At 58.7% G+C, this 16625-nt stretch carries 6 protein-coding genes; 5 read left to right on the top strand and 1 reads right to left on the bottom strand.

The features are described 5' to 3' along the window. Nucleotide 1: 1 nt before the first annotated feature. Complete coding sequence (locus LF929_RS10780; protein WP_226093390.1) at nucleotides 2–1504, bottom strand: pectate lyase; 1503 nt, start codon at nucleotides 1502–1504, stop codon at nucleotides 2–4. A 239-nt stretch (nucleotides 1505–1743) separates the two neighbouring features. Between LF929_RS10780 and LF929_RS10775 the strand changes: the two genes are divergently transcribed. The 5 genes from LF929_RS10775 to recD all read left to right on the top strand — a co-directional run bounded on the left by LF929_RS10775 (nucleotide 1744) and on the right by recD (nucleotide 16618). Then, nucleotides 1744–6639, top strand: a complete 4896-nt coding sequence (locus LF929_RS10775) for an AvrE-family type 3 secretion system effector (RefSeq protein WP_226093391.1) — start codon at nucleotides 1744–1746, stop codon at nucleotides 6637–6639. A 122-nt stretch (nucleotides 6640–6761) separates the two neighbouring features. After that, a complete protein-coding gene (locus tag LF929_RS10770) occupies nucleotides 6762–7184 on the top strand; it encodes a type III secretion system chaperone (RefSeq protein WP_038907930.1) in 423 nt (140 codons plus the stop codon). A gap of 196 nt (nucleotides 7185–7380) precedes the next feature. Beyond that, the gene (recC, locus tag LF929_RS10765) at nucleotides 7381–10887 is read left to right on the top strand and encodes an exodeoxyribonuclease V subunit gamma (protein ID WP_368678936.1); all 3507 of its coding nucleotides are present in this window, start codon (nucleotides 7381–7383) and stop codon (nucleotides 10885–10887) included. Further along, nucleotides 10884–14576 carry an exodeoxyribonuclease V subunit beta gene (gene recB / locus LF929_RS10760; protein ID WP_226093640.1) on the top strand — a complete coding sequence of 1231 codons (3693 nt, stop codon included), beginning with the start codon at nucleotides 10884–10886 and terminating at the stop codon, nucleotides 14574–14576. Before recC ends, recB begins: the two co-directional genes overlap by 4 nt. Then, nucleotides 14573–16618: an exodeoxyribonuclease V subunit alpha gene (gene recD, locus LF929_RS10755; RefSeq protein ID WP_226093641.1), complete on the top strand. Its 2046-nt coding sequence runs from the start codon at nucleotides 14573–14575 to the stop codon at nucleotides 16616–16618. Before recB ends, recD begins: the two co-directional genes overlap by 4 nt. Nucleotides 16619–16625: the final 7 nt, after the last annotated feature.

The following is a 16625-nucleotide window of genomic DNA, read 5'->3' as shown; positions in this document are numbered from 1 at the left end:
GTCAGCTTACTTGCAGGTTGGTGGATTTAGGCACTTTGTAGTGATTGTTAACGTTATCCAGGTTGGCATTGTTAACTTTCACGTTTAGCCCTTCACTGTCACTTTTCACAAACGAGAACTTACCGTTCTGCGCATCGATATTGCTCAGGTTGAGATTCCAGTTACCCTGCTGGCCGCCGTTGGTGCGGACGAAGGTCCCGAAGTCTTTTGCCTTGAAGTTATCGACGTTGAAGTTGGCATCCGCATTCAACTGGAATATTTTGTCGGAAGCACCCTGGGCGCTGCTGTTGGTGATAGAGACGTTAGCCGGTTTACCGGTGTTACTTTTCACCGTCAACGCGTCTTCACCGACGTTAGTCCAGTGCACGTTATCGATTTTGGCATCGCCATGCAGATGGATGCCGTCGGCGGCGTTGTTGCCAAAAATCACATTCTTGACGGAACCACCGTCAGCGACGTCAAACAGCGGTTTTTGTCCTTCTTTCTGGCCGCCGTCACCTAATGCCGGGCCGGCAACGTAGGTTTTGCCTTTACCGTCAAAAACTTCACCCGGCCCGACTTTGATCGGCTCATTGACTACAATCGCATTGGCATTATCTGCCGCGGGGAAGGATACCGGACCAGACTTACCTGCGCTGCCGGTTGATGCCGTGCCGCTATCGCCGGTTGCGCCCGTTGCATTGCCGCCACCCACTGATGAAGCCGCGCCGCCAACGGTGTCACCACCTACAGACGGAGAGGCACCGCCACCGGCACTGCCGCCCACAGACGGTGTCGAGCTGCCGCCGCCGCTATTATTGCCTGCGCCGTCCTGCGGTTGACCGAACTGATTTTTCTGGTTTTCCATCAGCATGGCCACCAATGCCATCAGGATTTTCACCAACGGGTTATCACTGATTTGGCCACCACCATCCTGCGTTGGAGAAATACCGTTGCCGAGGCTGTTTTCGCCTGAGTCCTGCAACAGTGATTTACTGAGATCCTCCAGACCGCCTGTTCCCCCAGCCCCGGATGCGCCGCCCGCACCCCCGCTGCCGTCCAGTCCGCTACCTTGCAATCCCTGTCCACCTTGTGCCCCGTTTTTCGGCATCAGCAAGTCCAGCAATTTCGTCAGCATGTCGGTCAGCCCGTTTTGACCCTGGCTACCGTTTGCTCCCGCGCCATCCCCCAGATTGCTCAAGCCGCTATTCAGTCCGTCGCCCAGACCGTTGCTCTGCCCGCCGCCTTGTGCATTACCCGCACCGCCACCAAGTGCATCACTGGTTCGCCCGAGAGGACTGTCACCGCTGCCCTGACCGTCTTTGTTGTTCAGCAGACTGGGGAGCAGCGCGGTCATGAGCACCGCCAGCGCCTCCAACAGTTTGTTGTCCTGCGCACTGGATTTATTGCCGGCAAGCCCGTTACCGCGCAGGCCGTTATTGAGGTTGTCTGCACCGCCAACGCCACCCAGTCCGCCATTCAGGCCAGCACTGGGGAGACTTAGCGTGATGTTGATATCAGCCATAGTTCGCCTCTGTTTATCAGGATATGGATGCCCGTTATCGAAAACGAGCGCGTGTCAGCACGGCAAATGCCTGCTGTTTGCTGAGTGAGGAAAGCGGCGTGATGGTTCCATCCCACACGGTGGGGGAATGCACGCAGGGGGAATGTGGGTGAGCACTCTGTAGGCGGGGGGAACTGAAGGCGAGCACAGGCCACTCAACAGGCATCACCGCACTCAATCCAGCACACGGGAGAAGGCCAATGTTGGGCAACATTAATCATATTCAGCGACAACCGTCGTTGACAGACATCCATAACTCCGCCCCCCAACGCAGTCATACGCTGACGCAAGGCAGTACGAGCGTGCCCGCACAGTCCACGTCGGCGTCACTGCAACGGGCAGGAATGCACGCCGGTATCGCACACGTTAGCCAGCAGCCATCACTTCCCAATGGTGAAGGTGCGCAGATTGGCCGTTCTCCCAATTTGCAGGGCATGAAAGGGGCGATAGACCGCGCGCTATCGACAACCGCGAATACGCCTGCGGTGGCCGGGTCAGGCAGCGTGATATCGCTGGATAAAAAAGGGCGGCTTGAACTGGGCGAAGGGGTGTCCGATCACCTGAAAACGCTGTTGTCGCAAACGCTCGGTAAGAACGCGTTGCCCTTTGTCGCGCATCAGGCTAGCGACGATGGTAGCCAACACGTGCTGATGGATAAAAGCGGTCGGCTGTTTAGCCTGCACCTGACGGGTGACAGGATGGTGGCGTTGCATTCCAGCGCTCCGCTCCAGGCAGGTAAAGCCGCACAGGCGTTGTCCGGCAAGCATCCGGCCAGCTTTGCGCTGGCGATGGATGATACGCACATCCGCGCGTCCGTCGTTAACCACAGTGGCGTCACTACCATCAACCTGCCACAACCGGGTCAGGCGGTTAAGGCGTTGCTGACAGGGGTACACACCGACCCGTCAAACGAGAACCTGACACTGAGGATTCATGACAAAGCGCTGTATAGCCTGAATGCCGATCAGGTATGGGAGAAAAAGAGCGATACGCCGCACAGCCATCTGGTGAGTCAGGCCGATGGTAAATTGTATGCCGTGAAGGGGGATAAAACCCTGGCTAACCTGTCGGCAGGACAGGAATCGCTGCCGTTTGCTGACAAAATTAAATCCTTCTTCGCCAATGCGCAGCACAACGTGGCGTTACTGACGGAAAAAGAGGACAGCACGGTGCAGCTCCATCTGTTACCGAAAGCCGATGCCCCGGCAGACCAACACCTCACGCTCAACCTGAAGCTCGAAGGGCCTGTGGCGCTGGCCCGCGGCAGTGAACAGGTGAACGCCAGAGCCGTCGGGCTGGAAGGCCATCGTTTATTTGTGGCCGATGATGAAGGCCAGGTTTTTGTCGGGACGCTGCCATCGGCTGGCGACAATACCGTGAAACTGGAGCCGTATCACAGCCCGGCGTTGAACGCGGTATTGGGTGAGCACCATAAGGTGCAAGGCTTTGTGGCGGATGAACACGGTGCCATGCATGCACAGGTTAACGACGCTGCCGGGCAAAAACATCTGGCACCGCTGGCGGATGGCAGTAAACCGGGGGAAACCGAAGGATTCAAGCCCGGTTGGAATCTGAGTGATGTGTTGGTGGTGGATAATCAGGCCGGGTTAACCAAACAGGACCCACCGGCGCATGAGGTGATGGACATGGGGCGGCTGGGGGCCATGGCGCTGCATGACGGCAAAATTCACTACCTCGACAGCACCACCCAGAGCTGGACCAAAACCGAGGTGGGGGCTACCCAGCTGGCGCGTGGCCTGGATAATCAGGCTTACGTGCTGGATGAAGGGCAGGTGAAGAAGCTCTCCATCAACCAAAAAGCCGACAGCGTGACCCACGGCGATAACAACGTCTTTGCTGTCACGCAAGGACGTAACTCGCCCTCGGCGGGTGACCCGTTATCCGGGCCGGATAAAAGCAGCGGTACCAGGGCACTGGCGGTGGTGGATGGCAACAAATATGTTACCGCCACCGCACAAGGCGCATTGCAACTGCATATCAACAAGCCGGGTTTACAACGTGCGGCGATACCTCCTCAGCCGTTACCGACCGCCGGGTTGAGCGGCGAGGTAAAAGATCTGGCGTTGGATAAAGAACAGAACCTGTTTGCACTCACTAGCGACGGGCAGGTATTCCGGCTGGATAAACAAGCGTTACAGGGTCACGCAGAGACGCGAGCCAGTAGTCAGTGGCAGCTGGTTGCGTTGTCGGACAATGTGAAAGCCGAGCGATTATCGACCAGTAAAAATCACGAGCCGATGATCGTGGATGACGGGCATCAGCAACACAGCTTAACGGCCGAGGGCTGGAAAACCTCCACGCCGGAAACCCCCGACACGCATGCGCCGCGTGCCGCCGCTGCGGCTTATGATCGGCTGGCAGGGGCTACCAAAGCGGTACACATTCCATTGACTCACCTCACGGGGAAAGTGGAGGCACAGGTTCTGGGGCGTTCAGGGATGGAGGGGCACAAGACCAACAGCCACTTTGGTGATTTCCTGGGGGCTTATGTCAAAGAAACGGTGAAAGAGATAGCCAGAAAGCCGATTGATGCTGCACAACACCACCTGAAAGGGCGGGAAGGGCTGTCACCGCTTTACGACACACAAGCCAACCTGTTCAAAAAACTGGAGCTGGCGGTCTCTTCTCATCGCTGGAGTGCTAAACGCGAAGATTTACAAAGTCGGCTGGAAAAACTCGATTTAGGCGAGGCTGGAAAGCCGTTGCTGGCAGCATTGAATTCATTCCAGAACGATTTGGAAATGAGCGCGGCTAAATCCGCCACCTTGTTAGGCAAGCATCAGGGGGTATTGCAACCTGGCGGCGAAGTCAACGACACATTCAAACCCTCGGCATTCAAGGCGGTGGCTCAAGCCATCAATGATAAGCGTTCCGGCAACGATCTGAGTGTGGCGCTGTCGACGGTCATCAACGCGGCGCCGCTTTCCAAAGACAGTAAAGCCGGGGCATTGCTGAACACCTTCGTCGCCAAAAAAGTCGACATGAGCTACCAGAGTGACAGCGTGGCAACCGGGCCCCGGCGTGATTTGGGCGATGCGATGGCACTGACCAAATCACGTCTGGCGTTGGATGTCATGACGGCAAGCGATCTGCACGGCATCGTTGACAAACTGACCGCTTTCTCCGGTAAACAGCCAACCACGGCTGACCTTAAGCCGGTGCACGCGGCCCTGAGTGCGCTGCGTGATCATCACTACGGTGATAACGAGGTCAAAAAGGTCACGGATATGGGCTTTACCCGGTTTGGCGCGCTGGAGGCGGATTACGATGCGGTGAAAACCTTTACTCACGCGTTTAGCAACGAGAAAAGCGCCGTCAACCTGACCTCTCGCACTTCGCTGGATGCCAGCGATAAGGCCGGGTTAGCCAGTAAACTCAAAGAGACCATTTTGTCGCTGGATAATGGTGAAAGCCTGGCCGTTAACCGCAGTTATAACGCCGGTGCCAGTACCTTCTATGTCCCGGCGAAGGCCAAAGTGATGCTCAACGCCACCGCGTTCCCGATTGTGCCCAACGGCGGCGTCACCGGCGATCGCGCCTATAGCCTCACCTTCAGCCGCAGCGACAACGGTATTGACGTTAACTTTGGGCGCAATGGGGGATTGAATGCCAAAGTCGGGGTCTCAACCGGGCAAATACCGAATGATGCGAAGAAGAGTTTTGATTTCGACGATAAAAAACACACCGTGACGTTGGACGTTCGCTTTGGCGGTAGTCTCTCCGCCGGGTTGGGAACCGTTCAGCAACATGGACTGAAATTTACGCTGAGCGAAAAAGAGCTGCCCGGTTTTATCGATAACCTGATGGAGGGCAAGGTGAACCCGCTGGAACTGGTAGCAAAGGGGAACGACCATCGGGTCAAAGAGGGATTCTCCATTAAATTTGATGTGGATGCGGCACTGACGGCTGATGCTCGTGCTGAAGTCAATCTGACGGATAAACCCGCTGCGTCGAAAAAAGGCAAAGTGCCGACCTCGGCGACCCGTTTTTCTGTTGGCGTGGGTGCCGGGGCGAACCTGATGTCGGCCAGCCATGAGCACAGCACGGTGCGGGGGGCGTTCACCGAGCAGAGTGCGACCACCAACAACCGTGCGCGCTTCATGAACCAGGTAAATGTCGGGGCCAACGCCACCGCGTTTGCCGGAATCACCCGACCGGACCCGAATGGTGCATGGGTAGCCCCGCTAACGACCGGCGCATCGGCCACGATGACGGTAGACACCAAAACCAATCACAGTATCAGTATGCAGCTCAAACCGGCCCAACCGCTGGAACATCGCGAGATGGATAACCTGCTGACGGCATTGAAGAAAAAATTCACCGACCCAGAGACGCAGCAGGTATTGAAAGGCGTGAAAGACCTGACGGATGTTGGCGAACAACTGGCTATTCTGAATACACATTTTGACGCGAAAACCCCGGCGGACGATGGTCAGTATGGTGCCATCAGGGACTTGCAGGCGAAGGTTCGACAGCATGACGCGGCGGGAAAACAGGGTGTGACGCTGGATAGCGCCAGCTACAGCACGACGTACGCTAACCTTGCCAAACTGGACAGCAACGGGATTTTCCATGCTTTGCGTAAGCTGGTCAGCGATAACCTGCCACCCACCAGCGCTGAACGTATTCATGGGTTTATGGAGGAGAACCCGGCGCTGAAAGCCGTAGTGCAGAAAATGCAGTCACTGACTAATGCCACCGCGGGCGTCAGCCTGGAGTTGAAAGACGAGGTGAAAGCAAGGGTCGAAAAAGGCATCCAGAACAATACGCTGGGTAAGGATGACATTGCGGCTATTTTCCGCGACAGCAACAACCTGCGGATCAAGTCAGTCGATTTCACCCAAACGGTAAAAAACAAGGAAGGGCTGGCGTTTCCGCTGCCAATTGTCAGCGCAGGCAGCAGTGCCGATGTCAGCATGACCAAACTGCTGGGCAAAATTAACTTCAGCTACGGTCAGAACCAGAACAACCCCGCCAGTTTCAGTCTGGAAGGGGCTATCGCTAAAGCCAGCCCTGAGGTGTCGCAGGCGGTCAATCATCTGCACCAGCAAGGCATTACGCTGGCGAAACAGTAAGGTCTGCAACGGCGGATACCGCCTGTCGCGGCACAGTAAATAGCGACACCGCGAAAAGCGAAAGCCTGGTACCGGTTCATTAAGGCATTAGCGGTTCATTAAAGTCTAAGGAGTAAAACACCATGACCTCAGCACAACAACAGGCGGCGCGTTTGCTGCAACATTTCAGTCAGTTTAACCACACCCGGCTGACGCTCAATAACGGCATCTGTGTTCTGAATGACGCAGAAGGGCAAGAGGCCGCGGTCATCGAAGTGCCAGCACAAAGCGACAACCTGCTACTGCACTGCCAGATAGTGAACCTGCAAGGGGAAGCACGACCCGCTATCTACCGCCTGATGTTACTACTCAATTTCGAGATGGCGGCGATGCGCGGTTGCTGGCTGGCACTGGATGAGTTCGATAACCTGCGTCTGTGCAGTCAATACCCGCTCGATAAGCTGGATGAGCCGGGTTTTACCGCGTTGCTTAATGGCTATATCCGCCAGGTTGGCGACGTTCGTGCTTTTATCACGCAGTCGCTGGCGGACAGTCAGGCGGCCTGACGGGGTCTGTGCTAACAAATTCTTACCCCTGAAATTATCCTATCAACACCATCATACCGGTCGCGGTTGCGACCGGCTTCGCACGACGCGCTTCCTGGTATCACAGCCAATCCCATGAATGCTAAGATATTTACTGACTGTACTGTTATTCGGTTATTTATTCGGTACATCCGGTGCGCAACGAGCAGAGAGAGCGATGAACGAAAACAGGCTACGACCCGGTTTGATGGCGATCCACAGCAACCATCCTGAAGCGCTGCGTGACGTGCTGGTCTCGTGGATGGCGGCCAACCCGCTGTCCGGGCTGGAAAACGAACTGATTCTGGTGCAAAGCAACGGTATCGGGCAGTGGCTGAAACTGGCGCTGGCGCGCGATGCCCGCGATGGCGGGTGTGGTGTGGCTGCCGCGCTGGACATTCAGTTACCGTCACGTTTTTTCTGGCAGGTCTACCGTGCGGTGCTGGGCCGTGAGCAGGTACCGGAAACCTCTCCCTTTGATAAACCGTTGTTGGTCTGGCGGCTGCTACGCCTGTTGCCGGAGCTGCTGACACAGCCCGAATTTGCCGCGCTGGCGCGTTTTTTGCGACAGGATACCGATTTGCGAAAACACTACCAGTTGGCCGAACGGCTGGCTGACCTGTTCGACCAATATCAGGTGTATCGCGCTGACTGGCTGGCCGACTGGAGCGAGGGGCGGGATGTGCTGACCAGCCACCGACGCGGCGTGGAGCCGCTGCCAGAGGAGCAGCGCTGGCAACCGTTGCTGTGGCGCGCACTGCTGGCGGATACCGGTGAGGCGCTGTCCGGCACCAGTCGCGCGGCGCTGCACCGACGTTTTCTGGATGAGGTCGACCGGCGAGGTGACAGTGAACGCCCGGCCGGTTTACCGTCACGTGTTGTCGTGTTTGGTATTTCGTCGTTATCGCAACAGGCACTGGAACTGCTGGCAGCCATCGGGCGTTGGACCCAGGTGTTCATGTGCGTGCATAACCCGTGCGAACATTACTGGGGTAACATTATTGCCGATAAAGACCTGTTACGTGCTGAACGCGCCCGTCAGCAGCGAAAACCCGGTATGCCAGAGGTAATTGCGCTGGAGGAGTTACATCAACATGCCCACCCGCTGCTGGCGGCATGGGGCAAACAGGGGCGCGACTACATCGGATTGCTTGATGAGTACGACCAGCGTGAGCAATATGAATCTCAACTGCAACCGGTGATCTCACGTATTGATCTGTTTAACAGCAATGGCGAAGACTGCCTGCTGCATCAGCTACAGGACGACATTCGGGATTTGCGCCCGCTGTCGGAAAGCCGGTCGCGCTGGCCCGCCATCGACCCCGATCAGGACGGTTCTGTCCGGTTTCATCTGGCGCACAGCCCGCAGCGTGAAGTCGAAGTGCTGCATGACCAACTGCTGGCGGCGTTTGCCGCCGACCCGACACTGCGCCCGAGCGATGTGATTGTGATGGTGCCGGACATCAACGGTTATGCGCCGCATATTCAGGCGGTGTTCGGGTTGATAGACCGGCAGGACCCGCGTTACATCCCATTCAGTGTGGCGGATCGCGGTGCACGGCAGAACAACCTGGTGCTGGCGGCGCTGGAAAAACTGTTGCACCTGCCGCAGTCGCGCGTGGCGGTCAGCGATGTGCTGGATCTACTGGACGTACCAGCGGTGCGCCAGCGTTTTGCCATTGAAGAAGAACAGCTACCGTTATTGCAGCGCTGGATCCGGGCGGCCAACGTGCGCTGGGGATTGCATGCGCGCCAACGCCAAAGTCTTAACCTGCCGGATGCGCCGGAACAGAACAGCTGGTTTTTCGGCCTGCGCCGTATGCTGCTGGGGTATGCGGTGGGTGCAGGTAGTGCCTGGCGGGATATCGAACCGCTGGATGAAATCGGCGGGCTGGATGCTGCGCTGGCTGGACAACTGGCGTGGTTGCTCGACCGGCTCGATTACAGCTGGCAGCAGCTTTGTCAGCCTGCAACGCCGGTGCAGTGGGGCGAGCGATTACGTGTACTGTTGAGCACGTTTTTTGCGGCGGATGATGGCGAGGATGGCTTCATGCTACTGCAACTGGACGAAGGGTTGCAGAACTGGCTGGAGGCGTGCGAATCTGTCTCGTTGACGCAGGAACTGCCGTTATCGGTAGTCCGGGAACACTGGCTGGGGTTATTTGAACAGGCGAGCCTGACCCAGCCGTTTTTCGCCGGGGCCGTTACCTTCGCCACATTGATGCCGATGCGCGCCATCCCATTCCGCCATGTGTGCCTGCTGGGCATGAATGACGGTGATTACCCCCGCAACCGGGTGCCACTTGACTTCGACCTGATGGGACAGGATTACCGCCCCGGCGACCGTTCCCGCCGTGAAGATGACCGTTACCTGTTTCTGGAGGCGCTGCTGTCAGCGCGTGAGCGGCTGTATATCAGTTGGGTTGGGCGCAGCATCCACGATAACAGCGAGCGTCCGCCCTCGGTGCTGGTCGCGCAACTGCGCGACCACCTCAGCAATGGCTGGCGGACGGTTAACGGACAGGACGTATTGCCCGTGTTAACGGTGGAACACCGGTTGCAACCTTTCAGCCCGGAGTATTTTACCGCGGGCAGTTCGCTGTTCAGCTATGCCCGCGAATGGCGTGCCGGGCTGCCGTCATACAATGGCGCGTTATCGCACACGGCTGCCGCCCCGAATGCCGTGTTGGATGATTATGTGCAGGAGGGGGTACTGACGTTGCGTCAACTGGCCGATTTTGTGCGTGACCCGGTGCGTAGCTTCTTTCGTTTACGGCTCAACGTCTGGTTTGAGCAGGAAGACCCCACCAGCCAGGATCAGGAACCGTTTGCTATCGATGCACTGGAAAACTGGCGTCTGCAACATGAGTTGATTCAGGTACAAAAAGCCGCGTTGCAGCGGCAGATTCCCCGCGAGCAGGCGCTGGCTGAGCATTTGCAGCGTATCGCCCGGCGTGGTGAGCTGGCACCCGGCGGTTTCACCACGGTACTGGAGCAGGATTTGGCAGAGCCCATGGCAGACCTGTTTACCCGTTACCAACAGGAGCGGGATAAATGGCAGACACCGATACCGGACGAAGCGCTATCGTTGCCGGAGTTACCTCTGGAAGACTGGCTAAACGAACTGCGCCTTGACGAACAGGGCAACCGCTGTCGGCTGGTGCTGGAAAGCGGTGGGTTGCTCCATCCCACCCGTCGCAGTTATCGCCTGGATAAACTGTTGCCGTTCTGGGTCGCGCATCTGGCTGGGCACCTCGGCGGGCAAGCGTTACACAGCACGCTGGTCAGCAAAAACGGTACTGTTCATCTGCCTGCACTGGAGCCTGCGCAGGCGGCGGCTTACTGGCAGTCTCTGCTGGACGCCTGGCGGCAGGGCATGCGTTGCCCGTTGCCTGTCGCGGTGAAAACCGGGTTTCGCTGGCTGGAGGTTGGCGGTGAGCCGGGGCAATCGGTTGATGGTGAAGCAGGGAAAGCGGCACGCCAGTGCTATGAGGAGCATGATCCTGCTAACCGCAAATATGCTGAATCAGCGTCCAACCCTTATCTGGCGCGGGCTTTCCCGACGTTCGAGCACCTGTGGGCCGATGGCGAATTTGCCCGCTGGGTACAGCAGTTGCTGGCACCGCTACACCACACACTGAAAGCCGCATCGGCGAGAAATAAAAAATCAGGGGGCCAGCCATGACGGCGAGCGCGTTACCTTCTGCGCTGGATGTACTGCGCTTTCCACTCTGTGGCAGCCAGTTGATTGAAGCCAGCGCTGGTACCGGCAAAACCTTTACCATCGCCATGTTGTATGTGCGGCTGGTGTTGGGGCATGGGGGGGAGCACGCCTTTGCGCGTCCGCTCAACCCGCCAGATATTCTGGTGGTGACCTTTACCGATGCCGCGACCCGCGAACTGCGTGACCGTATTCGCGCACGGCTGGCGCAGGCCGCAGCTTACTTTCAGCCGAGCGACAAGGGCGGCTCGGCGGGTGAGGATGACCAGGTTGATCCGCTACTGCGTGAGCTGCGCGCCGACTACCCATTGGCACAGTGGCCGGATTGCGCCCGCAAACTGCAACTGGCGGCGGAATGGATGGATGAAGCGGCGGTGTCCACCATCCACAGTTGGTGTAACCGGATGCTGGGTGAACACGCGTTTGATAGCGGCAGCCTGTTTAATCAGACACTGGAAACCGACCAGAGCGAATTGCTGCTGGAGGTGGTGCGTGATTACTGGCGCACCTTCTTTTTCCCACTCGATGCCCGTGATGTGCTGGAACTGCGCGATAGCTGGGCCGCACCGGAAGATTTTTATCGCAGCGTCACGCCGTTGCTGGACTATGCCGATGAGATTGGCATTGATGACCTGCCCGCGCAGATCTTCAGCACCGTTCGTGATGAAAAAACACGCCAACTGGCGGCGCTGAAAGCGCCCTGGACACAATGGTGTGACGAGCTGCGCGACCTGCTGAACGCCGCCGTGGCAGAGAAAAAAGCGGATGGCCGCAAGCTACAGGCCCGTTATTTCGACCCGTGGCTGGATAAACTGCAACACTGGGCCAGTAGTGACGAGACGAAGCTGGATATCGGCACCGGCTGGACACGGCTGACGCCACAAGGGTTACGGGAGTGCTGGAAAATACCGGACGAAGCACCGACACATCCGGCGTTAAGCGCGATGGAAACGTTGGCGCAGCAGTTGAACGACTTGCCGGAGCCACGTAGCCAACTGTTACGGCACGCCTGCCGCTGGATACACCAGCGTTTTCGCTCCGAACAGGAAAGCCGGGCGCAGATGGGCTTTCAGGACTTGCTGACCCGGCTGGATGCCGCATTACGCGGCGATAACGGCGAACGGCTGGCCCAACGCATTCGCCGCCAGTTCCCGGTGGCAATGATCGATGAATTTCAGGATACCGATCCGCTGCAATACCGCATTTTCGATACCCTGTACCGGGTGGCAACCAACGATCCGCAACAGGGGTTGATCCTGATAGGCGATCCGAAACAGGCGATTTACGCGTTTCGCGGTGCCGATATCTACACCTATTTGCGCGCCCGGCGCGATACCGACGGTCGGCATTACACGCTGGGGACCAACTTTCGTTCCACGCAGGCGATGGTCGATGCCGTTAATCAGGTGTTTATGCAAGCGGAAAACCGTGCCAACGGCGCAGGTGCGTTTTTATTTCGTCAGCCAGATGGCGACAACCCGGTGCCGTTTTTACCGGTGCAGGCTAACGGTCGTGATGACCTCTGGATGCAGGAAGGAACGCCAGCCGCGGCATTGACCTGCTGGACGCTGGAAACGGATGAACCGCTGTCGTCGTCTGAATACCGTCAGCGAATGGCGGCGGGGTGTGCACGTGAAATGGTGCGACTGTTACAACTGGGCGAGCAGGGGCAGGCCGGTTTTGTCTCGTCAGACCAACGCTGGCGTCCGGTCAAACCGGGCGATATGGCGGTGCTGGTTAATAGCGGGCGCGAGGCGATGGCCGTGCGGGCGCACCTGTCCGCGCGCGGTGTGCGCAGTGTGTATCTGTCTGACCGGGAGTCGGTATTTGATAGCCCGCAGGCAGGAGAACTGCACTGCTGGTTGGCCGCCTGTGCTGACCCGGAGAACGATCGGTTGCTACGTGCCGCGCTGGCTACTCCGTTACTGGGGCTGAGCTGGCAGGCGCTTGACCGCCTTAACCACGATGAGCAGGAGTGGGAACGCCGGGTGATGCAATTTGTTCGCTACCAGCAATGCTGGCGTCAGCAAGGCGTGTTGCCGATGCTACGGCGGTTGCTGTGGGAGTTTGATGTCCCGCGTCGGCTGCTGGCTGCCGATAACGCCCGGGCGTTGACCGATGTGCTGCACCTGTCGGAGTTACTGCAACAGGCCAGTGTGCATCTGGACGGCGAACACGCGCTGATCCGTTATCTGGCCGAACAGTGCCAGGCCGATAACCCCAGCAGCGATAGCCTGAAAGTGCGGCTGGAAAGTGACGCGGATCTAGTCAAAGTGGTGACCGTGCATAAATCGAAAGGGCTGGAGTACCCGCTGGTGTTTCTGCCATTCGCCTGTGCGTTTCGCACGATCAGCCATCGGGATGTGCCGCTGAAATTTCATGATGATGACGGGCAACTGCGCCTTGAGTTGATTGCCAGCGACGAGGCGGTTGCGCGAGCTGACCATGAGCGCCTGGGGGAAGACCTGCGTAAGTTTTATGTCGCATTGACCCGCGCGCGCTATGCGCTGTGGCTTGGGATCGCGCCGTTGAAAGGGCTTGAGAAAAGCGCACCCGGTTACCTGCTCGGTGCCGGTGAACCGTTGGAGGCCGGGCAACTGGCGTCATGCTTGTCGCTCTGGGGCGGGCCACACAGCCAGATAGCGCCACTGCCAGAAGGCGATGACGCAGTATATCGCGCGGTACGGGAAACCCCCGCGCTGGGAAACGAGCCGCCGTTACCGGATATTCGCCGTCACCGTTGGCGCATCACCAGTTATTCCGGGCTGCAACTGGCACCGGAGGGGCAGTATCAGGAACGTCGTGAGTCCGCCGCCCATGACGCCGCTGAAGTACAAAGCGCCCGGCAGGAAACCTTTAGCGAACCGCAGGACGCCGCAGAACGCCTGCCGCCATTGCCGACTGGCTACGACATGTACAGTTTTCCGCGCGGTGCGGTGCCGGGCAGTTTTCTGCATGGGTTGCTGGAGTGGGCGGGTAAAGAGGGGTTTGCCGCTCTGGCAGTGGATCGCCCGCGAGTGGAAGATCAGGTGGCGCGACGCTGTAACCGACAGGGCTGGACACCGTGGATACCGATGCTGACCGACTGGCTGATGGCGCAACTCAACCAACCGCTGGCGTTGCCCGCATCACCCGCTGGTACGGTGTCACTGGCTGGTCTGACGCAGTATCAGGTGGAAATGGAATTCTGGTTTGCGCTCAATCAGGTCGATACGCAACGTCTGGACCAACAGGTCAGCGCCGCCACACTGGCGGGGGCACCACGCGTGCCGCTGATGCGTGACGCGCTCAATGGCATGCTGAAAGGCTTTATCGATTTGGTGTTTGAACATCAGGGGCGCTACTACGTGCTGGATTACAAGTCCAACTGGCTGGGGGCGGACGTCGCCGACTATGACTCAGCGCATATGGCTCGAGCCATGCTAGACCATCGGTATGATCTGCAACTGGCCTTGTACCTGTTTGCCTTGCACCGCTTACTACGCTCCCGATTGCCAGATTATGACTACGACCGTCATGTCGGTGGGGCGTTGTATCTGTTCCTGCGCGGTAGTCAGGCACCGGGGGGCGGCGTTTACGCTGAACGACCGGAGCGGACGCTGATTGACGCGCTGGACCGCCTGTTTAGCGGCGATACGGAGGTGACGGCATGACCCTCACTCACCATGATGACGTGGTTCAACTGCTGGATCAGTGGGTTGATTGCGGGTGGTTACGCGAGTTGGATCGCGCGCTGGTGCGCTTTCTGCATCAGGAATGCCCGGAAGCATCACCGCTGTTGCTGCTGGGCGCGGCGCTGGTCAGTTATCAGCTTGGGCGCGGGCATGTGTGCCTCGATCTGGCCGCTACGCTGGCTGACAGCGGGTTCTCGCTGGCGCTGCCGCCGGAAGGCGATCGCAGTGACAACCGTAAGATAGCGCGCCCGGCACAGGCACTGGCGGGGGTGACCCTGTCAGCCTGGCTGGCGGCGTTGCAGCAGCCACAACTGGTGGCGTCGGGCGAAGGGGCGACCCCGCTGGTGTTGGTGGGATCACGTCTTTATCTGCGCCGTTACTGGCAGTATGAGCAGGATGTCCGTCAGGCGATTACCCGACAGTTACGGCACAACGAAACCTTGCGTGCAGCCATCGCGCCAGCAGCGCTACGCCAGCGGCTGGCGGCGCTATTTCCTGCGACGACACCCGATACCACCAACTGGCAGAAGCTGGCTTGCGCACTGGCGGCGGGCAGTGCATTTAGCATCATCACCGGTGGGCCGGGGACCGGGAAAACCACCACGGTGGTGAAATTGCTGGCGTTGTTACAGTCACTGGCGCTGGAGCAGCAGGGCAAACCGCTGCGTATCCGACTGGCGGCACCGACCGGCAAGGCAGCAGCGCGGCTAAACGAATCCATCGCTGGCGCTATTGCCAGCCTGACGCTGGACGGTCTGGCGCAGGGAGAGGCGATTCGTGCGCACATTAACAGCGAGGTGGTAACGCTGCATCGCTTGCTGGGTAGCCGACCGGATACCCGACATTTCCGGCATCATGCCGATAATCCGCTGCTGCTGGATGTGCTGGTAGTGGATGAGGCCTCAATGGTGGATCTGGAGATGATGGCGGCGTTACTGGCCGCCATGCCGCGCGATTCCCGGCTGATTTTGCTGGGCGACAAGGATCAACTGGCGTCGGTCGAGGCGGGGGCGTTGATGGGGGAACTCTGCCAACGCGCTGCACAAGGGCATTACCTGCCGCAGACCCGTGACTGGCTGCGCGAGGTGACGGGAGAGGCACCGGATGACGAGTTGCTTGACCCGCAGGGCAATGCGCTGGATCAGTCTATCGTTATGCTGCGCCACAGTTACCGTTTTGGTGCTGACAGCGGCATCGGGAAACTGGCTGACGCGGTCAACGCGGGAGATAGCGCGGCGCTGGCGTCTGTCTGGCAACATGGGTTTGCTGATTTGGCGCAACTGACACTCACCGCGAGCGATGACAATACGTTGCGTGAATGGGTTATCGACGGTGCCGCCAGCCGATTCGGTGCTCGACCGGGGACGAGCGCCCCGGTGGGCTACGGTGACTACCTGCGGCGCATGGCGTCGACTCGGCCAGCGCTGACGGCATCTATGGCGGCGTTTGACGCTTGGGCTACAGAGATTCTGGCGGCGTTTGGTCAGTTCCAGTTGCTGTGTGCGTTGCGTAATGGACCGTGGGGCGTAGAGAGCATGAACGAACGCATCGCCCATTTGCTGTATCGGGAAAGGCTGCTGGCTGGCTGGCAAGGCTGGTATCCGGGAAGACCGGTGATGGTGACCCGCAACGATTATGGTCAGCGGCTGATGAACGGTGATATCGGCATTACGTTGACGGTACCGCAGACGCAGCCGGATGGTTCCCGTCTATGGGTCACCCGGGTCGCGTTCCCGGTCGGTGACGGCTCCTCAGGCATTCGCTGGATGATGCCGGGGCGGTTGTCGGCAGTGGAAACGGTGTTCGCCATGACGGTGCATAAATCGCAAGGGTCGGAATTCGCCCACACCGCCTTGCTGCTACCCGATAGCTTAAGCCCGATTCTGACCCGTGAACTGGTTTACACCGGCATCACCCGTGCGAAGCAGGCCTTCAGCCTCGGTTGTGCCGGTGAACACAGTACGGTGCTGGCAGAGGCAGTCAGCCGGCGGGTACTCCGGGTCAGCGGACTGTTGGGCTAAGCTGCTG

This window comes from Dickeya oryzae (assembly GCF_020406815.2).
Taxonomy (GTDB): Bacteria; Pseudomonadota; Gammaproteobacteria; order Enterobacterales; family Enterobacteriaceae; genus Dickeya; species Dickeya oryzae.
The sequence above is the reverse complement of the archived record's forward strand: the minus strand, read 5'-3'. Positions and strand labels throughout refer to the sequence as shown.

Bases quoted from the DNA above. Each gene is read 5' to 3' on its own strand.
- LF929_RS10780 (WP_226093390.1), bottom strand. From the start codon at position 1,504: ATGGCTGATATCAACATCACGCTAAGTCTCCCCAGTGCTGGCCTGAAT.
- LF929_RS10775 (WP_226093391.1), top strand. From the start codon at position 1,744: ATGTTGGGCAACATTAATCATATTCAGCGACAACCGTCGTTGACAGAC.
- LF929_RS10770 (WP_038907930.1), top strand. From the start codon at position 6,762: ATGACCTCAGCACAACAACAGGCGGCGCGTTTGCTGCAACATTTCAGT.
- recC (WP_368678936.1), top strand. From the start codon at position 7,381: ATGAACGAAAACAGGCTACGACCCGGTTTGATGGCGATCCACAGCAAC.
- recB (WP_226093640.1), top strand. From the start codon at position 10,884: ATGACGGCGAGCGCGTTACCTTCTGCGCTGGATGTACTGCGCTTTCCA.
- recD (WP_226093641.1), top strand. From the start codon at position 14,573: ATGACCCTCACTCACCATGATGACGTGGTTCAACTGCTGGATCAGTGG.